Genomic DNA, 17,890 nt, shown 5'->3' on the forward strand with positions numbered 1-17,890 from the left:
GAGTTGGTTCAGGAGGTTTTCCTAGCAATTCTCATTATGAAAATAATTCTCATAGGAATTGAGCCTTTTTAACAAGCAATCATCTAAAACCCTCATGTTTTAGATGACAATTTCGGCTTAAAAATTCAGAATTTAGTATAAATGATTCAACCCAAGCATTGCTCAGGCTAAGCATTGTTCCAACTTTCCTACAGGAACCGTATTGCTACCAGGAACATTGCTAGAATAGGCTTGGCTCTGTAGAGGCGCAGCCATGATACTAGAAGACTATTTTGAATTCATTGCCGCTGATGAGATTCGCATCAAGGGGCATCGGATTGGCATCGAAGACGTAGTGAACTACTATCTACAGGGCTACTCACCCGAACAAATTCAATCAGAATTGCCCTCCTTAAGTTTAGAAAAAATTTACGCAACCATTACCTATTACCTTCATAACCGCGTCGAGATTGATACCTACATGCTGCGATTGCAGCAGTGGCGTGAACAGGAATACCAAAAATGGGCCGCAGAACCCTCATCCCTAATCGAACATCTCCGCCAAATTCAAAAAGAGCGTGAGCAATCCTTACTGAATCCAGTGTGAGCCGTTTTGCATGTCTCAACCGCCCGTGAAAGTCAAATTTTTATTAGACGAAAATTTGTCACCCAAATTTCAGGCAGCCATATTACGCCAAAATCCTCAAATTGATATTTTGCGGGTCGGCGATGCTGGGGCTCCCGCGTTTGGCACTCCAGACCCAAATTTATTGGACTACTTGGAAATTGCACAACGGATTCTGGTGACTGACAATCGGAAAAGTATGCCTGGACACCTCCAAGACCATTGGGCAAAAGGCGGTCATACTTGGGGGATTCTTTGGCTTAAGCCAGGTAGTTCGCTGACGAGCTGGGTTAGTACGATCGTCTTAATCTGGGAAGTCAGTGATGCTGCTGAATGGCGCGATCGACTGGATTGGATTCCGCTTTAAAGATTTGAGCAGAAGCTGTTCACTGCCGAGATTTTCGCTAGACTAATGGGAAGTTTGCTTGGGCTAGCTTTGGCCTATGTGGGAGTTTGATTTTCAGCCGTATTTAAGCGCGATCGTTGCTCACTATACCAAGGCGTGTGACTTTTACACGCCGACGGATGCAGTTTTGCCGTTGCAGGCGCGCTCGGTAGGGCGGGAGCAGGACGATCGGGAACAGAAGGTAGAGCCGTTTCCGGTGTTGGCAGGGTTGAAGAGGTACGCGCTGGGAGAGGAGAGAGAGCATGTGCTACTGGCGGGGCGACCGGGTTCCGGAAAATCAACAGCATTGCGGCAATGGGTGGGAGATTTGGTGGCGGCAGGGTTAGTTCCGGTGTTGGTGCAGTTGAAGGGCGATCGAACCGTTCCTGAATTAATCAAAGCAGAGTTTCGACGTTTCAAGATCAGGGTTACGGATGAACAGATCGACGACTGGTTGTTAGCCGATCAATTGGTTTTGCTACTTGATGGGGTGAATGAGATTCCGACCGAGGACTTACGGCGGGAATTGCAGCGGTTTCGGGAGGAGAATCGGTCGGTGCCGATGGTTTTTACGACACGGGATTTGAGTTTAGGTGGGGATTTGGGAATCGAGAAGCGGTTTAAGATGCAGCCGTTGTCCGATCGTCAGATGCGGGATTTTGTGGAAAAATATTTGCCGGAGCAGGGCAATCGATTGTTGGGACAGTTGCGCGATCGATTGAGAGAGATTGCGGAAACGCCATTGCTATTGAAAATGCTATGTGATGTATTTAAGCAAACAGAACAGATACCTCAGAATAAGGGGGAATTATTTCGGTGGTTCGATCGGGAGTACGACCGATTTAAGGGTTTGCCTGCGGTGTCAGCGGAGTTTCGGCGGTTCAAGTCAGAGGTGTTGCAGTACTTGGCATTTGCGATGATGCAAGGGGATAGTCGGACGGAGTTTTGGTTAACGATCGATCGAGGTCGAGCAGAAAGTTTGATTGAAGAGTGGTTGACGGGTCGAGTGAGTGATCCGGCGGAGAAAGCAAAGGAATGGCTGGAGGATTTATTGGAACATCATTTGCTGCAAGTGGCGGCAGATGGACGACGGGTGGAGTTTCATCACCAATTATTTCTGGAGTATTATGCGGCGGAGCATTTTTGGCAGGCGTTGGAGAGACATTCAAACTGGCTAGAAAAGCAAGAGGGAGAAGAATTCTCTTGGTTTCAACAGCATTACTTAAATAACCTTAAATGGACAGAACCAATTTCGTTAATGCTAGGACTACCTGAAGTCGATCGCAGATCTGCCGTCGAGATAGTCGAGCAAGCTTTAGCTATTGATTTGATATTAGGAGCAAAGTTAGCAGGAGCAGTGATAGAAGAAATTCAGAAAATGCTCATGCCAAGACTGCTGAATCTTCCTTTATCAGATGTTATAAAGCTCGAATTACTACGAGCAACAAAATCATTATTAGCTATTGAATTTATACTTCAGATATTTAGAAAATCTCCTGCGAAGCTAAGCCAATTAACTGCTTCCATCTTACGAGACTTAAATGCAGAAAAACAATGTGATTACCACAAAGACTTGAAAACCGCACTAGATTCCATTGATTTTTGGAATCAGTTTCTCGGCTGCGACTGGAGTGAAAATGATAGAAAAAGAATAGAAGAGGATTTTTGGGAGGGGGTTTACTATATCTGTATCGAATCGGATGAATTTGATCTTAATGAGGATATTCATATTTTTGCGTCAAATCTATGTGATTCAAAAAGAGATTGGAGAGATTTGAGGGTAACGATTCAAAACGGGATTTATCATTCTAATCCCCGCATTAGATCTATAGCAATAGAGGCTGCCGGAATTTTTTATTTAGAAGAGGCCCAAACCTTTTCACCTGATATGCTACAAACTCCAGTCTCAGAGGTGCATCAGACATCAATAAGGGCTGCTGAGAAAGATGATTTTACCAATATAGTTGACTGTTTGCTCAATCAATGGGAAATCGAGCAGAATGACCAAGTTAAAACAGTACTCGAAAATGTTTTAAGTAATCTCAATCAACCAGTTTATTTAAAATTTCTCTATAATTCTTGGACACAAAATGACTCATGGCAATTCTTTCACGCTTTTCAAACTATCCAAGAGAGCTGTAAATTCTACAACTACGAAATCTACCAAAAAGCTCTAGCCCGATCGGCCCTAGATACCCAGCAGTTCTCACCCGCAAACACCATTCATTTTGCAGGCGATTATATTGCAGGCGATAAAGTGGGGCGCGATAAAATTTTAGGCGACAAAAACGAAGCCCCCAACGCCAGCGAAGTCAAAATCTTCGAGCAAATCGACAACTACCACGAATCCCCAAGAGATCCGCCATCATAGGAACAGCCACCCCCATAACCGACCAAAAACTCAAGAGAAAAAGCAATGAACACCTTTCCCATCAACCTTAACGACAACCTCACCCGCTATCTCCAAGAAAAAATTGCCTCCGGCCACTACAGCAGCCCCAGCGACTACATCGAAGCCCTCATCCAAGAAGATCAAGCCCGCACAACTCGCCTCGAAACCCTCGCCCTCGAAGGTATCAACTCCGGCCCCTCCACCCCCATGACCGATGATGACTGGGCTTACATCCGCGCCCAAGTCCGCAAAAACCTCGGTCAAAGCTAAATATGCCAGAACTCATTAAGCGACCGATCGTCATCCAAGATCTCCTCAACATTGCCACCTACATCAGCTATGACAACCTCGACTCAGGCGATCGGTTCCTCTATGCAGCCGAAGCTACGTTCAAACTCATTGCTAAAACCCCAGGCATTGGGAGATTTAGCGGATTTCGTGGTTCCCAAATCGCTCAAATTCGCCAATATCCTGTCAAAGGATTCAACAACTATCTTGTCCTTTACGAACTAACCGAAACCACAATCGATATTGTACGTGTTGTACATGGCGCGCGCGACCTTGAACAACTCTTGCTTGAACCGGAGAATCCAGAAGATGAGTAATTCATCCAAATACAATTTCCCAAACGCCCAAAAAGTCCAAATCTTCGAGCAAGTAGACACTTACATCGAAAACAATCATCCAACCGACCCCGAAATCCAATCCGCGATCGCCGATCTCAAAACCCTGATCACAGACCTCCAAACCAAACACCCCAACGTCACAACAGAAGCCGAAGCCCGCGATATCATTGATGCAGAATTCACCGAAATCACCACCAACCCAAACCACAAACTTACAAAACTGGGGCAGCAACTTCGCAACCCCGAACGCCACCTCCAAGCCGGAAAAGCCGCTCTCGTTGAAGTAGCCAAAAAGAAACTCGACCAAAGCCTAATTGCTACTGCAATCGTCACCTACCTCGACAAACTCAGCGAAACCCCCGACCAAGGAGCCTAAACCATGGAATCGATCGAAACCACTGCCACTTTCTCCCCTAACGGACAATTCACGATCGATACACCGATCGAACTCAAAGACATAGCCGTATAACCGTCGATCGCCCTTGACTAGGGCACCACTAAAACCGGACAAGGCGACAGACTAATCACCCGATTCGTCACACTATCCTGAGATCCTTCTCCCGTCAGTCCCATTCCACGACTGCCCATGACGATCAAATCCACACCCATCTCATCCGCCACATCACAGATCGTAAATGCAGGCTTGCCTTGCCGCTCCACCGTTTCCGCAGTAATCCCCTGCTGAGAGAATAGCTCATTAGCCCCTTTCAGCAGTTCATCCACCGCATTCACCGACGTCATCGCCAAGTCCTCAGCCCCCTCTTCCACCACCGAGAGGATGACCAGACGGCTCTTGTGTTGCTGCACCAACTCCACCACCAAACTGGCAGCCTCACGGGATTCACGACTACGATCGATGGGAAACAAAATGGTCTTAAACATAACCTACGCACAACGCCTATGGAAACGTAACCGATCGAACCTGGGATTCTCAGAAAGAAACGGCTCTTTCCTCCAGAACCCTCCCACTTTGAAACTACCGCATGCAGCCCCAATTTTTACCAGATGTAAACCCAATGTAATGTGTCAGAGGAACTGTTCCAGGCAACTGTATTCCAGGCAGCAGAGGAGCCAGACTAGGGAGACGGTTCCAGTAGCATGGCCGCTAAAACACCGTCGGGTCTGATATAGGGTGTGAGTTGCTCGTAGCTCAATAAGTAACTATTCTGAGGCTCGGCAGCCTTCAACACATGGGGGAAGTCAAATTCGTAGTGAAAGAGAATCCCTCGATCGGTAATTGTAAAATGATTGAGATCTTTCACCCGAAACTGGTGCGCAGCATAGATTTTGAGATCAATCTCTTCGCCATAAGACTGCTTCACTTCAGCCATTTTTTTCTGAATTTCTACCTGCATTACCTGATTCACTAGGCGAGCTACCTGACCAAGGGCTTCGGTTTTAAACAGATGATGCGCGTAGATCACAGTTCCCGTTTTCAGATTAACCGCAAGATAGCGCTCAAAGCCCGATGGATAGGCCCCGGTACCCCAACCACTGTAGGTAATGTCCAAGATGGAATGCTGGTTGTAGTTAACGGTGTAGCCCAACTCATTCAACCAAGCATAGTCCTCAAACTCAGCGCGCATATCTTCTACGGACTTGCCAAAGGCTTGCTGGAGACCGATCGCGGCCTGTACCTTTCCCTCAAGTGCCGGATCAGCTATGCCAGAAATTTTGGGATATTTAACGATCGCTTCTCGACGGCCCAGGGCATCGCCCTTATCCCGCACGAACTTCACCATCTCCTCCGTAACAGTTACTTGCTCTGCACCTGCCATGGGCTTTGGGGAGGCCAAGGCTGGCTCCCCAGATGGAGTGGAAATCGGGGAAGTGGATCCTTGGGCAACTTGCCTGGATGCAGCAGAGGGATCAGTAGCACCTGAATCACTCCCCCCAGGCAACGGATGGCCGATCGCACAAGCCCAGGGAAATCCGCCCATTACCACTGCCAAAGTCAGAAAAACAATCGATTTCATACTCGTTACCATTTCGCAAAATGCGATGTCCTCAAAAAAAGCAAACTGTAGAGAAGAGTTTGTCAGCCATAGCCCTTGAAAAAATAGCTGGGAGAAACTGAACGCAACCACCGTAAAGCTTGTCATGCAGCCATTGTCGTGCAGCTATCTTGTTGTAAAGCTATGTTGTGTAGTGTGAAAGCTATGTAGAGTTGACTACATCTATTCTGACGAAATTTCGGAGAGGAAGTTCGGGATAGAGAGCGGGATTTCCCCAAATTCAAGGGATTTTTGGAAGACCCTGCACAAAACTTTACACCTAAGCGAACCTCGGCATCTTCAAGCGTGTTACGCCCCTTTGATAGACTTGATAACTGAAGTCGCTGACAGATTTGTAACGTTGGCGCAACATCAGCAGTTTGGAGGACGCTTAGTGGAAAGCACGCTGGGTTTAGAGATTATCGAAGTCGTCGAGCAAGCCGCGATCGCGTCGGCTCGGTTAGTCGGCAAGGGCGACAAAAACGGTGCAGACCAAGCTGCCGTAGAAGCCATGCGGGAACGGATGAATAAAATCCACATGCGCGGTCGGATCGTTATCGGTGAAGGGGAACGGGACGATGCACCCATGCTCTTCATTGGGGAAGAAGTGGGCATCTGTAACCAACCCAACGCCGCAGACTTCTGCACCCCAGAAGAACTGATCGAAATCGACATCGCTGTGGATCCTTGCGAAGGGACTAACCTTTGTGCCTATGGTCAACCTGGTTCGATCGCTGTACTCGCAATTTCTGAAAAAGGCGGCCTGTTTGCAGCCCCCGACTTTTACATGAAGAAGCTGGCAGCTCCGGCAGCAGCGAAGGGCAAAGTAGATATCCGCAAGTCTGCCACCGAAAACCTCAAAATCCTGTCCGAGTGCTTAGATCGGGCGATCGAAGAATTGACGGTGGTCGTCATGAAGCGCGATCGTCACAATGACCTGATCAAAGAAATCCGTGAAGCGGGTGCTCGCATCCAACTGATTGGCGATGGCGACGTCGGTGCTGCCATCAACTGCGGGTTTGCCGGAACTGGCATCCATGCACTGATGGGCATTGGTGCGGCTCCTGAAGGGGTGATCACGGCTGCGGCCATGCGCTGCCTAGGCGGTCACTTCCAAGGCCAGCTCATCTACGATCCGGCGATCGTGCAAACTAAGGAATGGGCCGACATGACCAAGGAAGGCAACCTGGCTCGTTTAGCTGAAATGAACATCGCCGATCCCGATAAGATCTATGAAGCGGAAGAGCTGGCTTCGGGCGAAAACGTTATGTTTGCTGCAACGGGCATCACCTCTAGCAACTGGCTGGAAGGCGTGAGGTTCTTTGGCGGTGGTATCCGCACCCAAACCCTGGTCATTTCCAGCCAATCCAAAACCGCACGGTTTGTGGACACCATCCACATGGCTGGGCATCCCAAGAGCGTTCAACTACGCTAGGAGTTGCTGCCTTTCCCTAGCTTTTTTGCAGGGAGCTAACGCATCGCTCATTCCGTTCAAGGGATGACCTATGCGCTGTTCTTCGGGGGGGAGGGTGCTTGGCAAGGATCTAAGTCACCCCTCTCCCCCACTCCTTTTCACACACTTTCGGACTTTTCTAAAACATCAACGATTTAATATGAATATCGCGGTTGTTGGACTGACCCATAAAACAGCGCCCGTTGAAGTGCGGGAAAAGTTGAGTATTCCAGAGCCTCAGTACGAAGGCGCGATCGCCGAACTCTGTAGCTGTCCCAACGTCGAAGAGGTGGCTGTCCTCAGTACCTGCAATCGTTTAGAAATTTATCTCGTCCTTCGCGAAGTGGATGCAGGCGTCCGCGAAGTCATCCAGTTTTTATCCAACCATAGTAAACTTCCGATTTCTACCCTGCGGCCTTACCTATTCACCCTGTTGCACCAGGATGCAGTCATGCACCTCATGCGAGTTTCCTCTGGATTAGACAGTTTGGTGCTGGGAGAAGGTCAAATTTTGGCCCAGGTGAAGCAATGCCACCAAGCAGGGCAGCAATGTACCAGTGTGGGTCGGACGCTCAATCAACTGTTTAAGCAAGCGATCGCCGCTGGGAAGCGCGTCCGCACCGAAACCAGCATCGGCACCGGAGCCGTCTCCATCAGTTCCGCTGCGGTGGAATTGGCGCAGATGAAGCTAGGGGATTTAGCACCCTACAAAATCCTCATCCTCGGCGCGGGGAAAATGTCCCGCCTGTTGGTCAAGCATCTGGTATCCAAGAATGCCGTAGACATGACCGTCCTCAACCGATCGATGGGGCGCGCCCAGGAACTGTCGAAGGAATTCCCCGAAGCCAATCTCAAGCTGGGGCTGATGGATCAAATGATGGCCCAATTGGTGCAGGCTGATATTGTCTTTACCAGTACTTCGGCCACGGAACCCATCCTCGATCGGGCCAAGCTGGAAGCGATTCTCGATCCGCAGCGCCTGGTATCCCTCATCGATATTTCCGTACCTCGGAACGTGGACGCGGATGTTAACGAGTTATCCCACGTCAAAGCCTACAACGTAGACGACCTCAAGGCAGTCGTGGCCCAAAACCAAGAAAGCCGCCGCCAAATGGCCATGGAAGCGGAGTCCCTACTGGAAGAAGAAGTGGAAGCCTTTGAAACCTGGCTGCGATCGCTCGATGCCGTGGCCACTATCAGCAGCCTCCGCAACAAAGTGGAAGCCATTCGCACCCAGGAACTAGAAAAAGCCCTCTCCCGTTTAGGCAATGATTTTGGTGATAAGCATAAGGAAGTCGTGGAAGCCTTGACACGCGGTATTGTTAACAAGATTTTGCACGATCCGATGGTGCAATTGCGGGCTCAAAAAGATGTGGACACCCGTCGGCAAGCCATGCAAGCTCTGACCGTTTTGTTTAACCTAGAAGACACACAACAGGAAGTGCGGGCTTAAAGAACGGTCAGAGCAGTTGGTTAGCCATAGCCAACCGATCGTGGAAGCGGGGAGAATGCGTCCTAAAGCTATCTATTCTCCATTCTCCCCAGCGTCAAAGGTCGCATCCAAAGGCAACACCACCGAAAACGTGGTGCTACCAGGCTGGCTGGTAACGGTGATATGGCCACTGTGTTTATCGACAATCTTTTTGACGATACTGAGCCCTAATCCATTGCCTTTGCCAGATGTCTTGGTCGTAAAAAAGGGTTCAAAAATTTTGTCTTGAATCTCGGGAGCCACGCCAGGGCCACTATCGGTAATCTGCACCACGATCGTCCGATCAACTTCCTTGGTGGTGACGGATAGGATGCCTTGATAGTTCATCGCTTGCAGCGCATTGTGAATTAAATTATTCCAAACTTGGTTGAGTTCCTCGGGAAAGCAGCGCAGGGGCGGCAAGGGGCGGTAATGGCGAATCACTTCCACGTGGTGCTTCATCTGGTTGTGGTGCAAGGTGAGGCTGGTTTCAATGCCCTCTGTCACATCCGCTTCGATCGGCACCGTATAGTCCCGGTGGTAGGCATAACGACGCAGCGCTTGCACCACGGTAACCGCCTGATCAACCGCCTCCAAAATAGTTTTGGTGCTGCGCTGAAATCCCACCAGCATATAGGCTTGTTCCAAAATCTCCATGGCGTTGGAATCCGTGAGCAACGGGTCAAACAGCGGCAAATCTTGCAGAATGCCCATATCCACGAGAATATCAGCGATTTCTTCAGCTGCATCGATATTCTGCTCAGCCAACTGAGGGATGATCTGTCGCCGCCATTGCCGCTTTTCACGGCTGGACATTTGCAAAACTTTGGGTGTATTTTCCCGCGATCGGGCAAGAAGATTTAAAAAAAGCGATTGCTGCTCCGCTGAAAGGCGCTGAAGACAGGTCGGCAGGGTGGTTAACCGTTGATTGAGCAATTGATCAACGTTTTTGGCTGACGATCGAATCACCCCCAACGGAGAATTCATTTCATGGGCCACCGAAGCTACCAATTCTCCTAAGGCCGCCATTTTCTCATTTTGGATTAACTGCGCTTGCGTGGTTTGTAGCTCTGTCAGGGCTTGGCTCAGTTCCACATTTTGCGCTTGCATTTGGCTTTGCAGCGATCGCAATTGCAAATGGGTGCTAATGCGAGCGAGCACTTCCTCAATTTGAAAGGGCTTGGTAATGTAGTCCACCCCCCCCACTTCAAACCCTTTCACTTTGTCCAACACATCCGACGCCGCACTGAGAAAAATAATCGGGATATCCTGCGTCCGGGCATCCGCCTTGAAATAGCGGCACACCTCATAGCCATCCATTTCCGGCATGCTGATATCGAGCAAAATCAGATCGGGGGGCAAACCCTGGGCCGCAGCGATCGCTTGCTTACCACTCACCGCTGGCCGTACGGTGTACCCCCGCTGAGTCAATAAGGTCATCAACAGCCGCAGATTGGTGGGCGTATCATCAACGACTAGGATATTGGCTAAGGAGGAAGAGGTCATAGATCGCGATCGCGCTGGAGGGTGGAGCGTGGGAGGGTGGAAGCGTAGGAGGGTGAGAACGGGGACTGGGGGAATCAGATGTGCAGGATTTGCTCGACTGATGGGCCAGCGGAGAAGTGGGAGGGTGAAAGAGTCGATTGGGTTGAATCAGGTGGGATTACTCCGGCTTTTATCCGGGTTGCTCTTGGGGAGGCCATTGATAAAATTCACTCGTTAGAAATTTAATAGATGGAAAGATGGAAAGTGAATAGGTGGAAATTTAGCCAATTGCATTCAATATAATCAATCCCAAACCATCCTATCTTTGTATAGCAACATCTTGGGTAATCGGAATAACCTCGGTGATCAGGCTCAGAACAACGTCATACTCAAATTGAGCGATCAAGGTGCGCAGTTGGGGCATGACCTCCGGGAATTGAGTTTGTAGATCGCTTAACAGGTTCTCGATCGTCTCAACATCGATCGTCATCACCGCATTGTGTAACGCTAGTAGCCATTCTGGAGGCAAGGGTTGGAGTCCTTGGGCCGTTAGGAGCGACCCTTGGGCTGGAACCGATTCTGATAAATCCATTGGCGAAGCAGCTTCTGCCTCAACGATCGTGTCTTCATAACGATATTGCACCCCTAAATGGGTCGCGATCGTGGCAAAAATATCGGCGGCGCGGAAGGGCTTGCGCAAAAAATCATCACATCCCGCTGACAGAATTAGGGATTTTTCCTCTTCAAAGACGCTGGCCGTCAGCGCAATAATAGCTGTGGCTTGGCCTTTATCCGTGCGCTTAATCTGCCGAGTTGCCGTGTATCCATCCATGACGGGCATCCGCATATCCATCCAAATCAAGTGGGGCTCCCAGCGTTGCCATTCCTCGATCGCCGCTTGACCATGGGCTGCTTCCCGCACTTCAAAGCCGATCGGCTGCAATAAATGCCGCAGGAGTTTGCGGTTCGTCTCCGAATCATCCACCACTAAAATGCGGTAGGTGGGCTGTCCCGGCTGGAGTCCTACCACTGGTTTGCTCTCCTGGGATTTTGGATGCGGGGACTGGGCTAGGGGTTCTACAGGAATCTGGAATTGGAAACAGGATCCCTGACCCAGCGTAGAAGTCACAGTCAACTGTCCCCCCATCAAGGCCACAAACTGCTGGCTAATGGACAATCCCAGCCCGGTGCCCCCCTGTTGTTGTCCAGTTGCCGTTTGCTCAAAGGCGCGGAATAGGCGATCGCAGTCTTCGGAGGCAATGCCAGGGCCTGTATCCATGACGGAGAACTGTAGGTATACAGGATGTAGGTATATAGGGGAATCGCCTGTCCCGCCCCGCTGTACTTGAAGGTGAACCGCCCCCTGCTCCGTAAATTTAATGGCATTGTTAATTAAGTTAATCAACACCTGCCGTAGTTTGACCCCATCCGTTCGCACCCAGTGGGGCAGGTCGGACGATCGCTCCACCTGCAAGGTCAATTGTTTCTCCGTGGCCCGCAATTGAAACATGTCCCGCAACGTGGTGAGCAATTGATCCAAATCCAGCTCGCTCAAATTCAGCGTGGTATGGCCGGCTTCAATTTTGGACAAATCCAAAACGTTATTGATCAACGTCAACAAATGCTCGCCACTGTTTAAAATCATGCGCAGGTGATCCCGTTGGTTGAAATTCAACTGGGGATCCCGATCGAGCAACTGGGCAAATCCCAGAATGCCATTCAGCGGCGATCGCAGTTCATGGCTCATATTGGCCAAAAAGCGACTCTTGGCTTGATTGGCGGTGTCTGCCACCTGTTTAGCCTGCTCCAATTCCCAAGTGCGCTCCCGAACTTTATCCTCCAGCGATCGGGCATAGGCTTCCAACCGCTGGCGCGCCTCTTGAATGTCCTGCCCCATTTGCTGAAAGGAGGCCGTCAGCACCGAAAGTTCCTGAATCCTCGATAGGGGGAGAGGTTGGTTTGGCTGCCCCGACGCCAAACTCCGGCTAGCCTGACTCAGACGTTCAATCGGAGCCGTGATCCCATGGGCCAGCAGTAAACTCATCCCGATCGCCAACACCAACGACAATCCGCACAACACGATCGTGCGCTGGGTATTGGCCTGAATTTCCGCCATAAAGGTCGATTCAGGAATCGTGGCCACCAAAATCCAATCCAATCCGGTGGTTTGAGAAAGCGACACCCAGCGTAAAAAATGCCGTTGGCCATTCAACTGCACCAACTCGGATTGGGTCGGATGCTCGGATGGGGCACGTTCCCCCCCTTGTCCCGCCAACTGCCTCAGCGCAGTCTGAGCCGCTAATTGGGTTAGTGGATCAGGGCTTTGGGTCGCCAGCGCTAGCGATTGGGGCCGGGTCGCAAAAGAAGTCGCCACTAGATGACCCGCACGATCTAGAATCAACAACCGACTTTGATCTCCCCAACTTAGCTGTTGCAGTAAATGGGAAATGTGGGTTAGCACAAAATCCACACCAACCACTCCTAGCCGCTGCCCTTGGGGCGTCTGAACTACTTTAATGGCTGTAATTTTGGGGCGCTTTTCCAAAAAATCAATATAGACCTGGCTCCAGCGGGGACGATCGGAACCAATGGCCTGTTGATACCAAGGGCGACGGCGGGGATCAAAGGGCTTTGTGACCTGAATCAAAGGCCCCAGCAACCCATCAGAGGTTAAATGATAGTCTTGAAACCGGGATCCTAGAGAGGCATTCACCAAACTGCCGTGCCAAGTCCGATCGGCTTGCAAGCCAATGCCCACAAAGGCACCCGTTTCGCTGCCGAAGTAGATTGCAGAGACACTCGGCGAATTAAAGGCTTGTCGCTGTTGCCAAAAACTTTGGCGTAAGCTTTGATGTTGGGCGATCGATTGCTGTCCCGTCGCCAAGTGCTGGGCATTAATTTGATTAATCGTCTGCGGAATCGCGAGGTATTGCTGTATCGATTGATCTAAGTGCTCCCCAGTCTTTGCAAGCAACTGGAAGGACAGATCTGCGATCGCGGTTTGGCCATTGCGGAAGGACAGATAACCAACAACGCCCACCACTCCCAAAAGCTGAATCACCCAAGTTACACTGAGTAGCCCGTTCAAAGGAAACCTGAGCGATCGCCATCGAGCCAACATGCAACCCCCTTACCTCAAGTTGACTCAGGTCTTGAAACCGACCCAGTCGCTGAAGTGGATTCAGGTTTTGACTGGAGAGCCAGCAATTGATCCAGGCTGCTCAGTTGCAGTTTGCTGAGGCTAACTAACTGTTCTAACGTTGCCTTGGGCATGGGAACGATCGACGTATCTTGACTATTAGAATCTCCGTAGAGCGCCTGCTGGAGCAGGTCTAAGCTGCAAACTACCGCAGGTCTAAGCGTTTGCGGCAAATGCTGACGATAGGCTTGAAGCTGTTGTTCTTTTTGGTTGAGATCCGTTGTCTGCGCTTGAACTTGACTTTCCAAGCGGGTATTCAAAAGTTGCATTTCCCGATGGATGCTTTGCAATTCGGTGAGCGATTGCTGCAAATAGCGATTCACTTCCACCAATTGGGTGGCTTGCGCTTCTAGCTTTTTTTGGGACAGGTAATGGTTGAGGGCCTCTGACACCGTGATGCCAAGCTCTTCCGATTTCCAGGGCTTAAGGATATAGCGGTAAAGTTGCGCCCCTTCGATCGCCTTAGAAATCCCTTCCAAATCCGCCTGTCCGCTAATCATAATGTTGAGCGTACTGGGCGATCGATCGTGAATTCGCTCCAACAGTTCATCGCCCTTTAGTCCCGGCATAATATAATCTGCTAGCATCACAGCTACTTCATAACCATCGGTCTGAAGTTCTTCAAACAATTCCAGTGCCTCTTCTCCATCTTCCGTCGTTTCAATGAGGTAGGCATCCCCGAAAATTCGTTTGAGTTCCGTTTTCAAGCTGGCGAGCACCATGGGCTCATCGTCAACACAAATAATGACAGGCTTTTTAGCAGCAGGCATAACACCGTTGAACAAAAAGACAAGTAAACCCAACATCCGGGAACAACCAATGGCAGACCCGGAAGGGAGTCTTCCCGAAGATTCTGCTGGATAGTCTATGCAAAACAATCCAAAATAGCTAGTAGATTTCCCTAAACTTCCCTAAATAAGAGGAGAGGCCAAGGGAACTATGGAATAAAGCCAATTTTTGATCTCTTCCGGGAGATAGATCAAAATCGGGGATTTTGCGTAGAAATATGTGGTTTTTCCGTAAATATATTTGATTTTAGTGGACATCTTGCCCATAAGTGGACATAGTGAATGAGAACCGTGAACAGACAGGTTAACGGGGAACCCCATCCCATCTGGCAAGTGATTGCCCCATTCATGTTTTTTGCTGATTCATCAGACATTGAGGAGATTGAATATCTTGAACTAAAGTGGACTGAGATTAGAACCTCTACCCATTAGATTAGGGAGCGACTACCTTTATCCTTTCATTTTCCTGCCTCTAACATTCTAGGAGGCTTCCTTTACTCCTTCTACGCTGTTATGAAACTTGTGTTGTGTTCACTGTGCAGTGGCCTTGTCCTTTTAAGTCTCACTAGCTGCAATTCTAATCCGTTGGCAAGTCGTCCTGGATCCGAGCCATCCCAAGGCAATCAGTCTCAAGGCAACCAGTCTCAAGTCCAGACGCCCACGATCGTCAAAGTCGCCGCCTCTAGCTCTACCAGTTTGCTACTAGAGATTTTGGCCGAAGCCTATCAAGCCAAAGTGAAGACGGTCAAAATCGAATTTGCCACCAGTAACCAATCCGGTAGCTCGATCGCCGCCGTATCCGATAAATTAGTGGACATTGCAGGCAGCAGCCATCCCCTCAAACCCGAAGAAAGTAATGGCAAACTTCAGTACCGGGAAGTGGCGAAGGATCCCCTCATGGTCGCGACCCACCCTTCGGTCACAGGGGTCAAGAATCTAAGCAAGGCCCAACTGCAAGGCATTTACAGCGGTAAGATTCGCAATTGGCAGGAACTAGGTGGCCCGGATGCCGCCATTGTGGTGCTCGATCGGCCCGAAGACGAGTCTGCTAAAAAATTGCTCCGTCAATATTATTTAGGCGATGCACCAACGACCCCGAAGGCCATCATTCTCAAAAAAGAAGGCGAACTCATTCAAAGCTTGCGGGAAACCCCCTACGCGATCGGAACCTTTTCCCACGCCTATGCCCTGGTTAAACAAGTCCCCGTTAATCCCCTCCGTTTAGACAATGCGGAACCTAGCCCAGATAATTGGAAACAGGGAACTTACTCCATGGTGCGACAAATGGGCATCGTCTGGAACACACAACCCTCCCCCGCCACGGTAGGCTTTGTGGAATTTATTTTTAGTCCCGAAGCGGAAAAACTGTTACAGGACAAAGGGTTTATTCCCATTCGTTAGGGGGCTAATGATGCAGTTCCTGCGGATCTACCGACACTTAAGCCTGCGGCAAAAAATCGTCCTACCCTTTTTAGCGGTTTTTATGACGATTTTGCTGATCGGGGCCATGGCGATCGGGTATTGGTTAACCCAGACTTTAGAACAGCAACGCTACGTTGAATTAGAAGATTTTTCCCGACGGGTTCAAGCGGATCTACAGGCTAACCAAGAAGCGCTGATTGCCAAAGCGCAGGTACTCGCCGATCAACCTGCCATTCGTCAGGCTGTAGCTAAGGGCGACCGGGCGGCTTTGATGCAGTTACTCTTACCTACGAAGGCGGAACTCCAGTTGGATTGGGTCAAAATCCTCAATACCCAGTCCCAGAACTTACTCGATCTACAAAATGAGACCATCCAGCAGCGAGGATTATTGGATCCCAAAATTTCTACCAGTGCAGCCAAAGGCATTGCCCTGGACGATTGGGTAAGCACGCCGGACGATGCCCGCACCTTTGGGGTGGTGACCGTGCCCATCAAATCGAACACCTTGCTGGGGGGACTGATTTTAGGTCAGGAGTTGACGGATTTCAGCTTGACCCGCATTGCCCAAGGGTCGTCCAAGCAAATTGTGGTGCTTTCTGGCCAACAAGTGGTTGCATCCATGGTGGAGAATCTGCGGGGCTCGATTCCTTTTACACCAGGGTCTCAGCGGTACATTACGATTCAAGGGCAGCAGTTCCTCACAACCTCCCTGGAAATTCCTCGGTGGAGCGATCGCACACTGACGGTGCTTGTTCTCTCGTCTACCGAAACCTTAGCAGCAGCCCAAAAGATTTTATGGATCCGTTTGCTGGGGGTACTATTGCTGGGGGGGGCGCTGATCACTCTAGTGGGCTTTCGGATTGCGGGGATGATTACTCGTCCGATTACGGCTCTGACCCAGGCCACTCAATCCTTAGCAGAGGGCAACCTCGATCGGGTTCTTCCAGTCGATCGATCGGATGAAGTCGGCAAGCTGAGTAATTCTTTTAACCAAATGGCAGAGCAACTGCGCCACTTGTTTGCAGTCCTAGAAGCCACGAATAGTCAGTTAGAACAGCGAGTGGAAGAACGCACCCAAGAATTATCTGAGACGCTCAACCAACTCAAAATAACCCAGGCTCAAATGATCCAGGCGGAGAAAATGTCCAGTCTTGGCAAGTTGGTCGCTGGAATTGCCCATGAAATCAATAATCCAGTCACCTTCATCCATGGCAACTTGGAACATTTAGAGCCGGCTACCCAAGATGTTTTAGCCCTCTTGGATCTCTATCAAAACAATTTCCCAAACCCTACGTCTGACATCGAAAACCGCTTGACTGAGATGGACTGGAGCTATTTGCGTCAAGATATTCCAGCCATGCTAAATTCCATGCGAGTTGGCAGCCAACGCATCCGCGAAATTGTTCTCTCACTCCGCAACTTCTCCCGATTGGATGAAGCAGAAACCAAATGGGCGGATATTCACCAAGGCTTAGAAAGTACGCTCCTGATTTTGCGCCATCGCTTAAACGCAAATTCCACCCGTCCCCAGATCGAAGTGGAGCGGCACTATGGTGAACTTCCTCCAATTTTGTGCCATCCGGGGTTGCTCAATCAGGTATTTATGAATATCTTGTCCAATGCGATCGATGCGCTGGAAGACCGTCTCAGAAGCGATGCCAGCTTCACTCGACCGTATATTTATATTTCAACGGGATTCACCCAAAGAAATCGGATCAAAATCACGATCGCCGACAACGGGCCAGGAATTCCAGAAGAAATTCAATCCCAAATTTTCGATCCCTTTTTCACCACCAAACCCGTCGGCCAGGGAACAGGGATGGGAATGTCGATTAGCTATCAAATCATTACTGAAAAACATCACGGCAACCTAGTCTGTCGATCGACACCAGGTAATGGTTGTGAATTCAAAATTTTGTTACCCTACACTCCCAACAGAACACCCCTTCCTGATGTTTCAGTAGACCTCCTGCATGAATCAAGTGGCTTGTGCCAGTTCAAAATTGAGTAGACCCGCAATCAAATTGAGCCGGAGTCCAAACCGCTTCCTGCGATTGCGATAGCGCCCCGA

Annotated in this window: 16 protein-coding genes; 10 read left to right on the plus strand and 6 right to left on the minus strand. The window is 49.8% G+C overall.

Going from position 1 to position 17,890, the window contains the following annotated elements:
* The first annotated feature begins 253 nt into the window (after positions 1 to 253).
* The gene (locus tag ACN4EG_RS14755) at positions 254 to 586 is read left to right on the plus strand and encodes a DUF433 domain-containing protein (protein WP_431630528.1); all 333 of its coding nucleotides are present in this window, start codon (positions 254 to 256) and stop codon (positions 584 to 586) included.
* A 10-nt stretch (positions 587 to 596) separates the two neighbouring features.
* Positions 597 to 971, plus strand: coding sequence for a DUF5615 family PIN-like protein (locus tag ACN4EG_RS14760; protein ID WP_431630529.1), 375 nt, complete (start codon positions 597 to 599; stop codon positions 969 to 971).
* A 144-nt stretch (positions 972 to 1,115) separates the two neighbouring features.
* On the opposite strand, the gene ACN4EG_RS14765 is transcribed toward ACN4EG_RS14760, so the two are convergent.
* Positions 1,116 to 1,409: a hypothetical protein gene (locus ACN4EG_RS14765; RefSeq protein ID WP_431630530.1), complete on the minus strand. Its 294-nt coding sequence runs from the start codon at positions 1,407 to 1,409 to the stop codon at positions 1,116 to 1,118.
* A 142-nt stretch (positions 1,410 to 1,551) separates the two neighbouring features.
* Between ACN4EG_RS14765 and ACN4EG_RS14770 the strand changes: the two genes are divergently transcribed.
* From ACN4EG_RS14770 to ACN4EG_RS14785, 4 genes are read left to right on the plus strand one after another with little or no spacing between them, the layout of a single operon-like run.
* Positions 1,552 to 3,360, plus strand: a complete 1,809-nt coding sequence (locus ACN4EG_RS14770; RefSeq protein ID WP_431630531.1) for an NACHT domain-containing protein — start codon at positions 1,552 to 1,554, stop codon at positions 3,358 to 3,360.
* A gap of 45 nt (positions 3,361 to 3,405) precedes the next feature.
* Complete coding sequence (locus ACN4EG_RS14775) at positions 3,406 to 3,651, plus strand: ribbon-helix-helix domain-containing protein (protein ID WP_431630533.1); 246 nt, start codon at positions 3,406 to 3,408, stop codon at positions 3,649 to 3,651.
* 2 nt (positions 3,652 to 3,653) lie between these two features.
* Entirely contained in the window at positions 3,654 to 3,986 is a 333-nt protein-coding gene (locus ACN4EG_RS14780; RefSeq protein WP_431630534.1) for a type II toxin-antitoxin system RelE/ParE family toxin, read from the plus strand.
* Entirely contained in the window at positions 3,979 to 4,383 is a 405-nt protein-coding gene (locus ACN4EG_RS14785) for a hypothetical protein (protein WP_431630537.1), read from the plus strand. Before ACN4EG_RS14780 ends, ACN4EG_RS14785 begins: the two co-directional genes overlap by 8 nt.
* A 110-nt stretch (positions 4,384 to 4,493) precedes the next feature.
* Here ACN4EG_RS14785 and ACN4EG_RS14790 read toward each other — a convergent pair whose 3' ends face one another.
* Together ACN4EG_RS14790 and ACN4EG_RS14795 are read right to left on the minus strand one after the other, a co-directional pair.
* A complete protein-coding gene (locus ACN4EG_RS14790; protein ID WP_431630538.1) occupies positions 4,494 to 4,889 on the minus strand; it encodes a universal stress protein in 396 nt (131 codons plus the stop codon).
* A 194-nt stretch (positions 4,890 to 5,083) separates the two neighbouring features.
* Entirely contained in the window at positions 5,084 to 5,983 is a 900-nt protein-coding gene (locus tag ACN4EG_RS14795; protein WP_431630539.1) for a polysaccharide deacetylase family protein, read from the minus strand.
* Between the two features lie 412 nt (positions 5,984 to 6,395).
* On the opposite strand from ACN4EG_RS14795, the gene glpX reads away from it, so the two are divergent.
* Together glpX and ACN4EG_RS14805 are read left to right on the plus strand one after the other, a co-directional pair.
* On the plus strand, positions 6,396 to 7,436 hold the full coding sequence (gene glpX, locus ACN4EG_RS14800; RefSeq protein ID WP_431630550.1) for a class II fructose-bisphosphatase: 1,041 nt from the start codon (positions 6,396 to 6,398) through the stop codon (positions 7,434 to 7,436).
* 178 nt (positions 7,437 to 7,614) lie between these two features.
* Positions 7,615 to 8,907 (plus strand): glutamyl-tRNA reductase, encoded by a 1,293-nt coding sequence (locus ACN4EG_RS14805; protein WP_431630541.1) that lies wholly within the window; start codon positions 7,615 to 7,617, stop codon positions 8,905 to 8,907.
* A 72-nt stretch (positions 8,908 to 8,979) separates the two neighbouring features.
* On the opposite strand, the gene ACN4EG_RS14810 is transcribed toward ACN4EG_RS14805, so the two are convergent.
* From ACN4EG_RS14810 to ACN4EG_RS14820, 3 genes are all read right to left on the minus strand, one after another.
* Entirely contained in the window at positions 8,980 to 10,431 is a 1,452-nt protein-coding gene (locus ACN4EG_RS14810; RefSeq protein ID WP_431630542.1) for a hybrid sensor histidine kinase/response regulator, read from the minus strand.
* A gap of 298 nt (positions 10,432 to 10,729) precedes the next feature.
* The gene (locus ACN4EG_RS14815; RefSeq protein WP_431630543.1) at positions 10,730 to 13,531 is read right to left on the minus strand and encodes an ATP-binding protein; all 2,802 of its coding nucleotides are present in this window, start codon (positions 13,529 to 13,531) and stop codon (positions 10,730 to 10,732) included.
* 14 nt (positions 13,532 to 13,545) lie between these two features.
* On the minus strand, positions 13,546 to 14,415 hold the full coding sequence (locus ACN4EG_RS14820; RefSeq protein ID WP_431630544.1) for a response regulator: 870 nt from the start codon (positions 14,413 to 14,415) through the stop codon (positions 13,546 to 13,548).
* A gap of 567 nt (positions 14,416 to 14,982) precedes the next feature.
* On the opposite strand from ACN4EG_RS14820, the gene ACN4EG_RS14825 reads away from it, so the two are divergent.
* Positions 14,983 to 15,798, plus strand: a complete 816-nt coding sequence (locus tag ACN4EG_RS14825; RefSeq protein ID WP_431630546.1) for a substrate-binding domain-containing protein — start codon at positions 14,983 to 14,985, stop codon at positions 15,796 to 15,798.
* A 7-nt stretch (positions 15,799 to 15,805) separates the two neighbouring features.
* Positions 15,806 to 17,830 carry an ATP-binding protein gene (locus ACN4EG_RS14830; protein WP_431630547.1) on the plus strand — a complete coding sequence of 675 codons (2,025 nt, stop codon included), beginning with the start codon at positions 15,806 to 15,808 and terminating at the stop codon, positions 17,828 to 17,830.
* Positions 17,831 to 17,890: the final 60 nt, after the last annotated feature.

This window comes from Alkalinema pantanalense CENA528 (assembly GCF_050753345.1).
GTDB classification, from domain to species: Bacteria; Cyanobacteriota; Cyanobacteriia; order Leptolyngbyales; family Leptolyngbyaceae; genus Alkalinema; species Alkalinema pantanalense.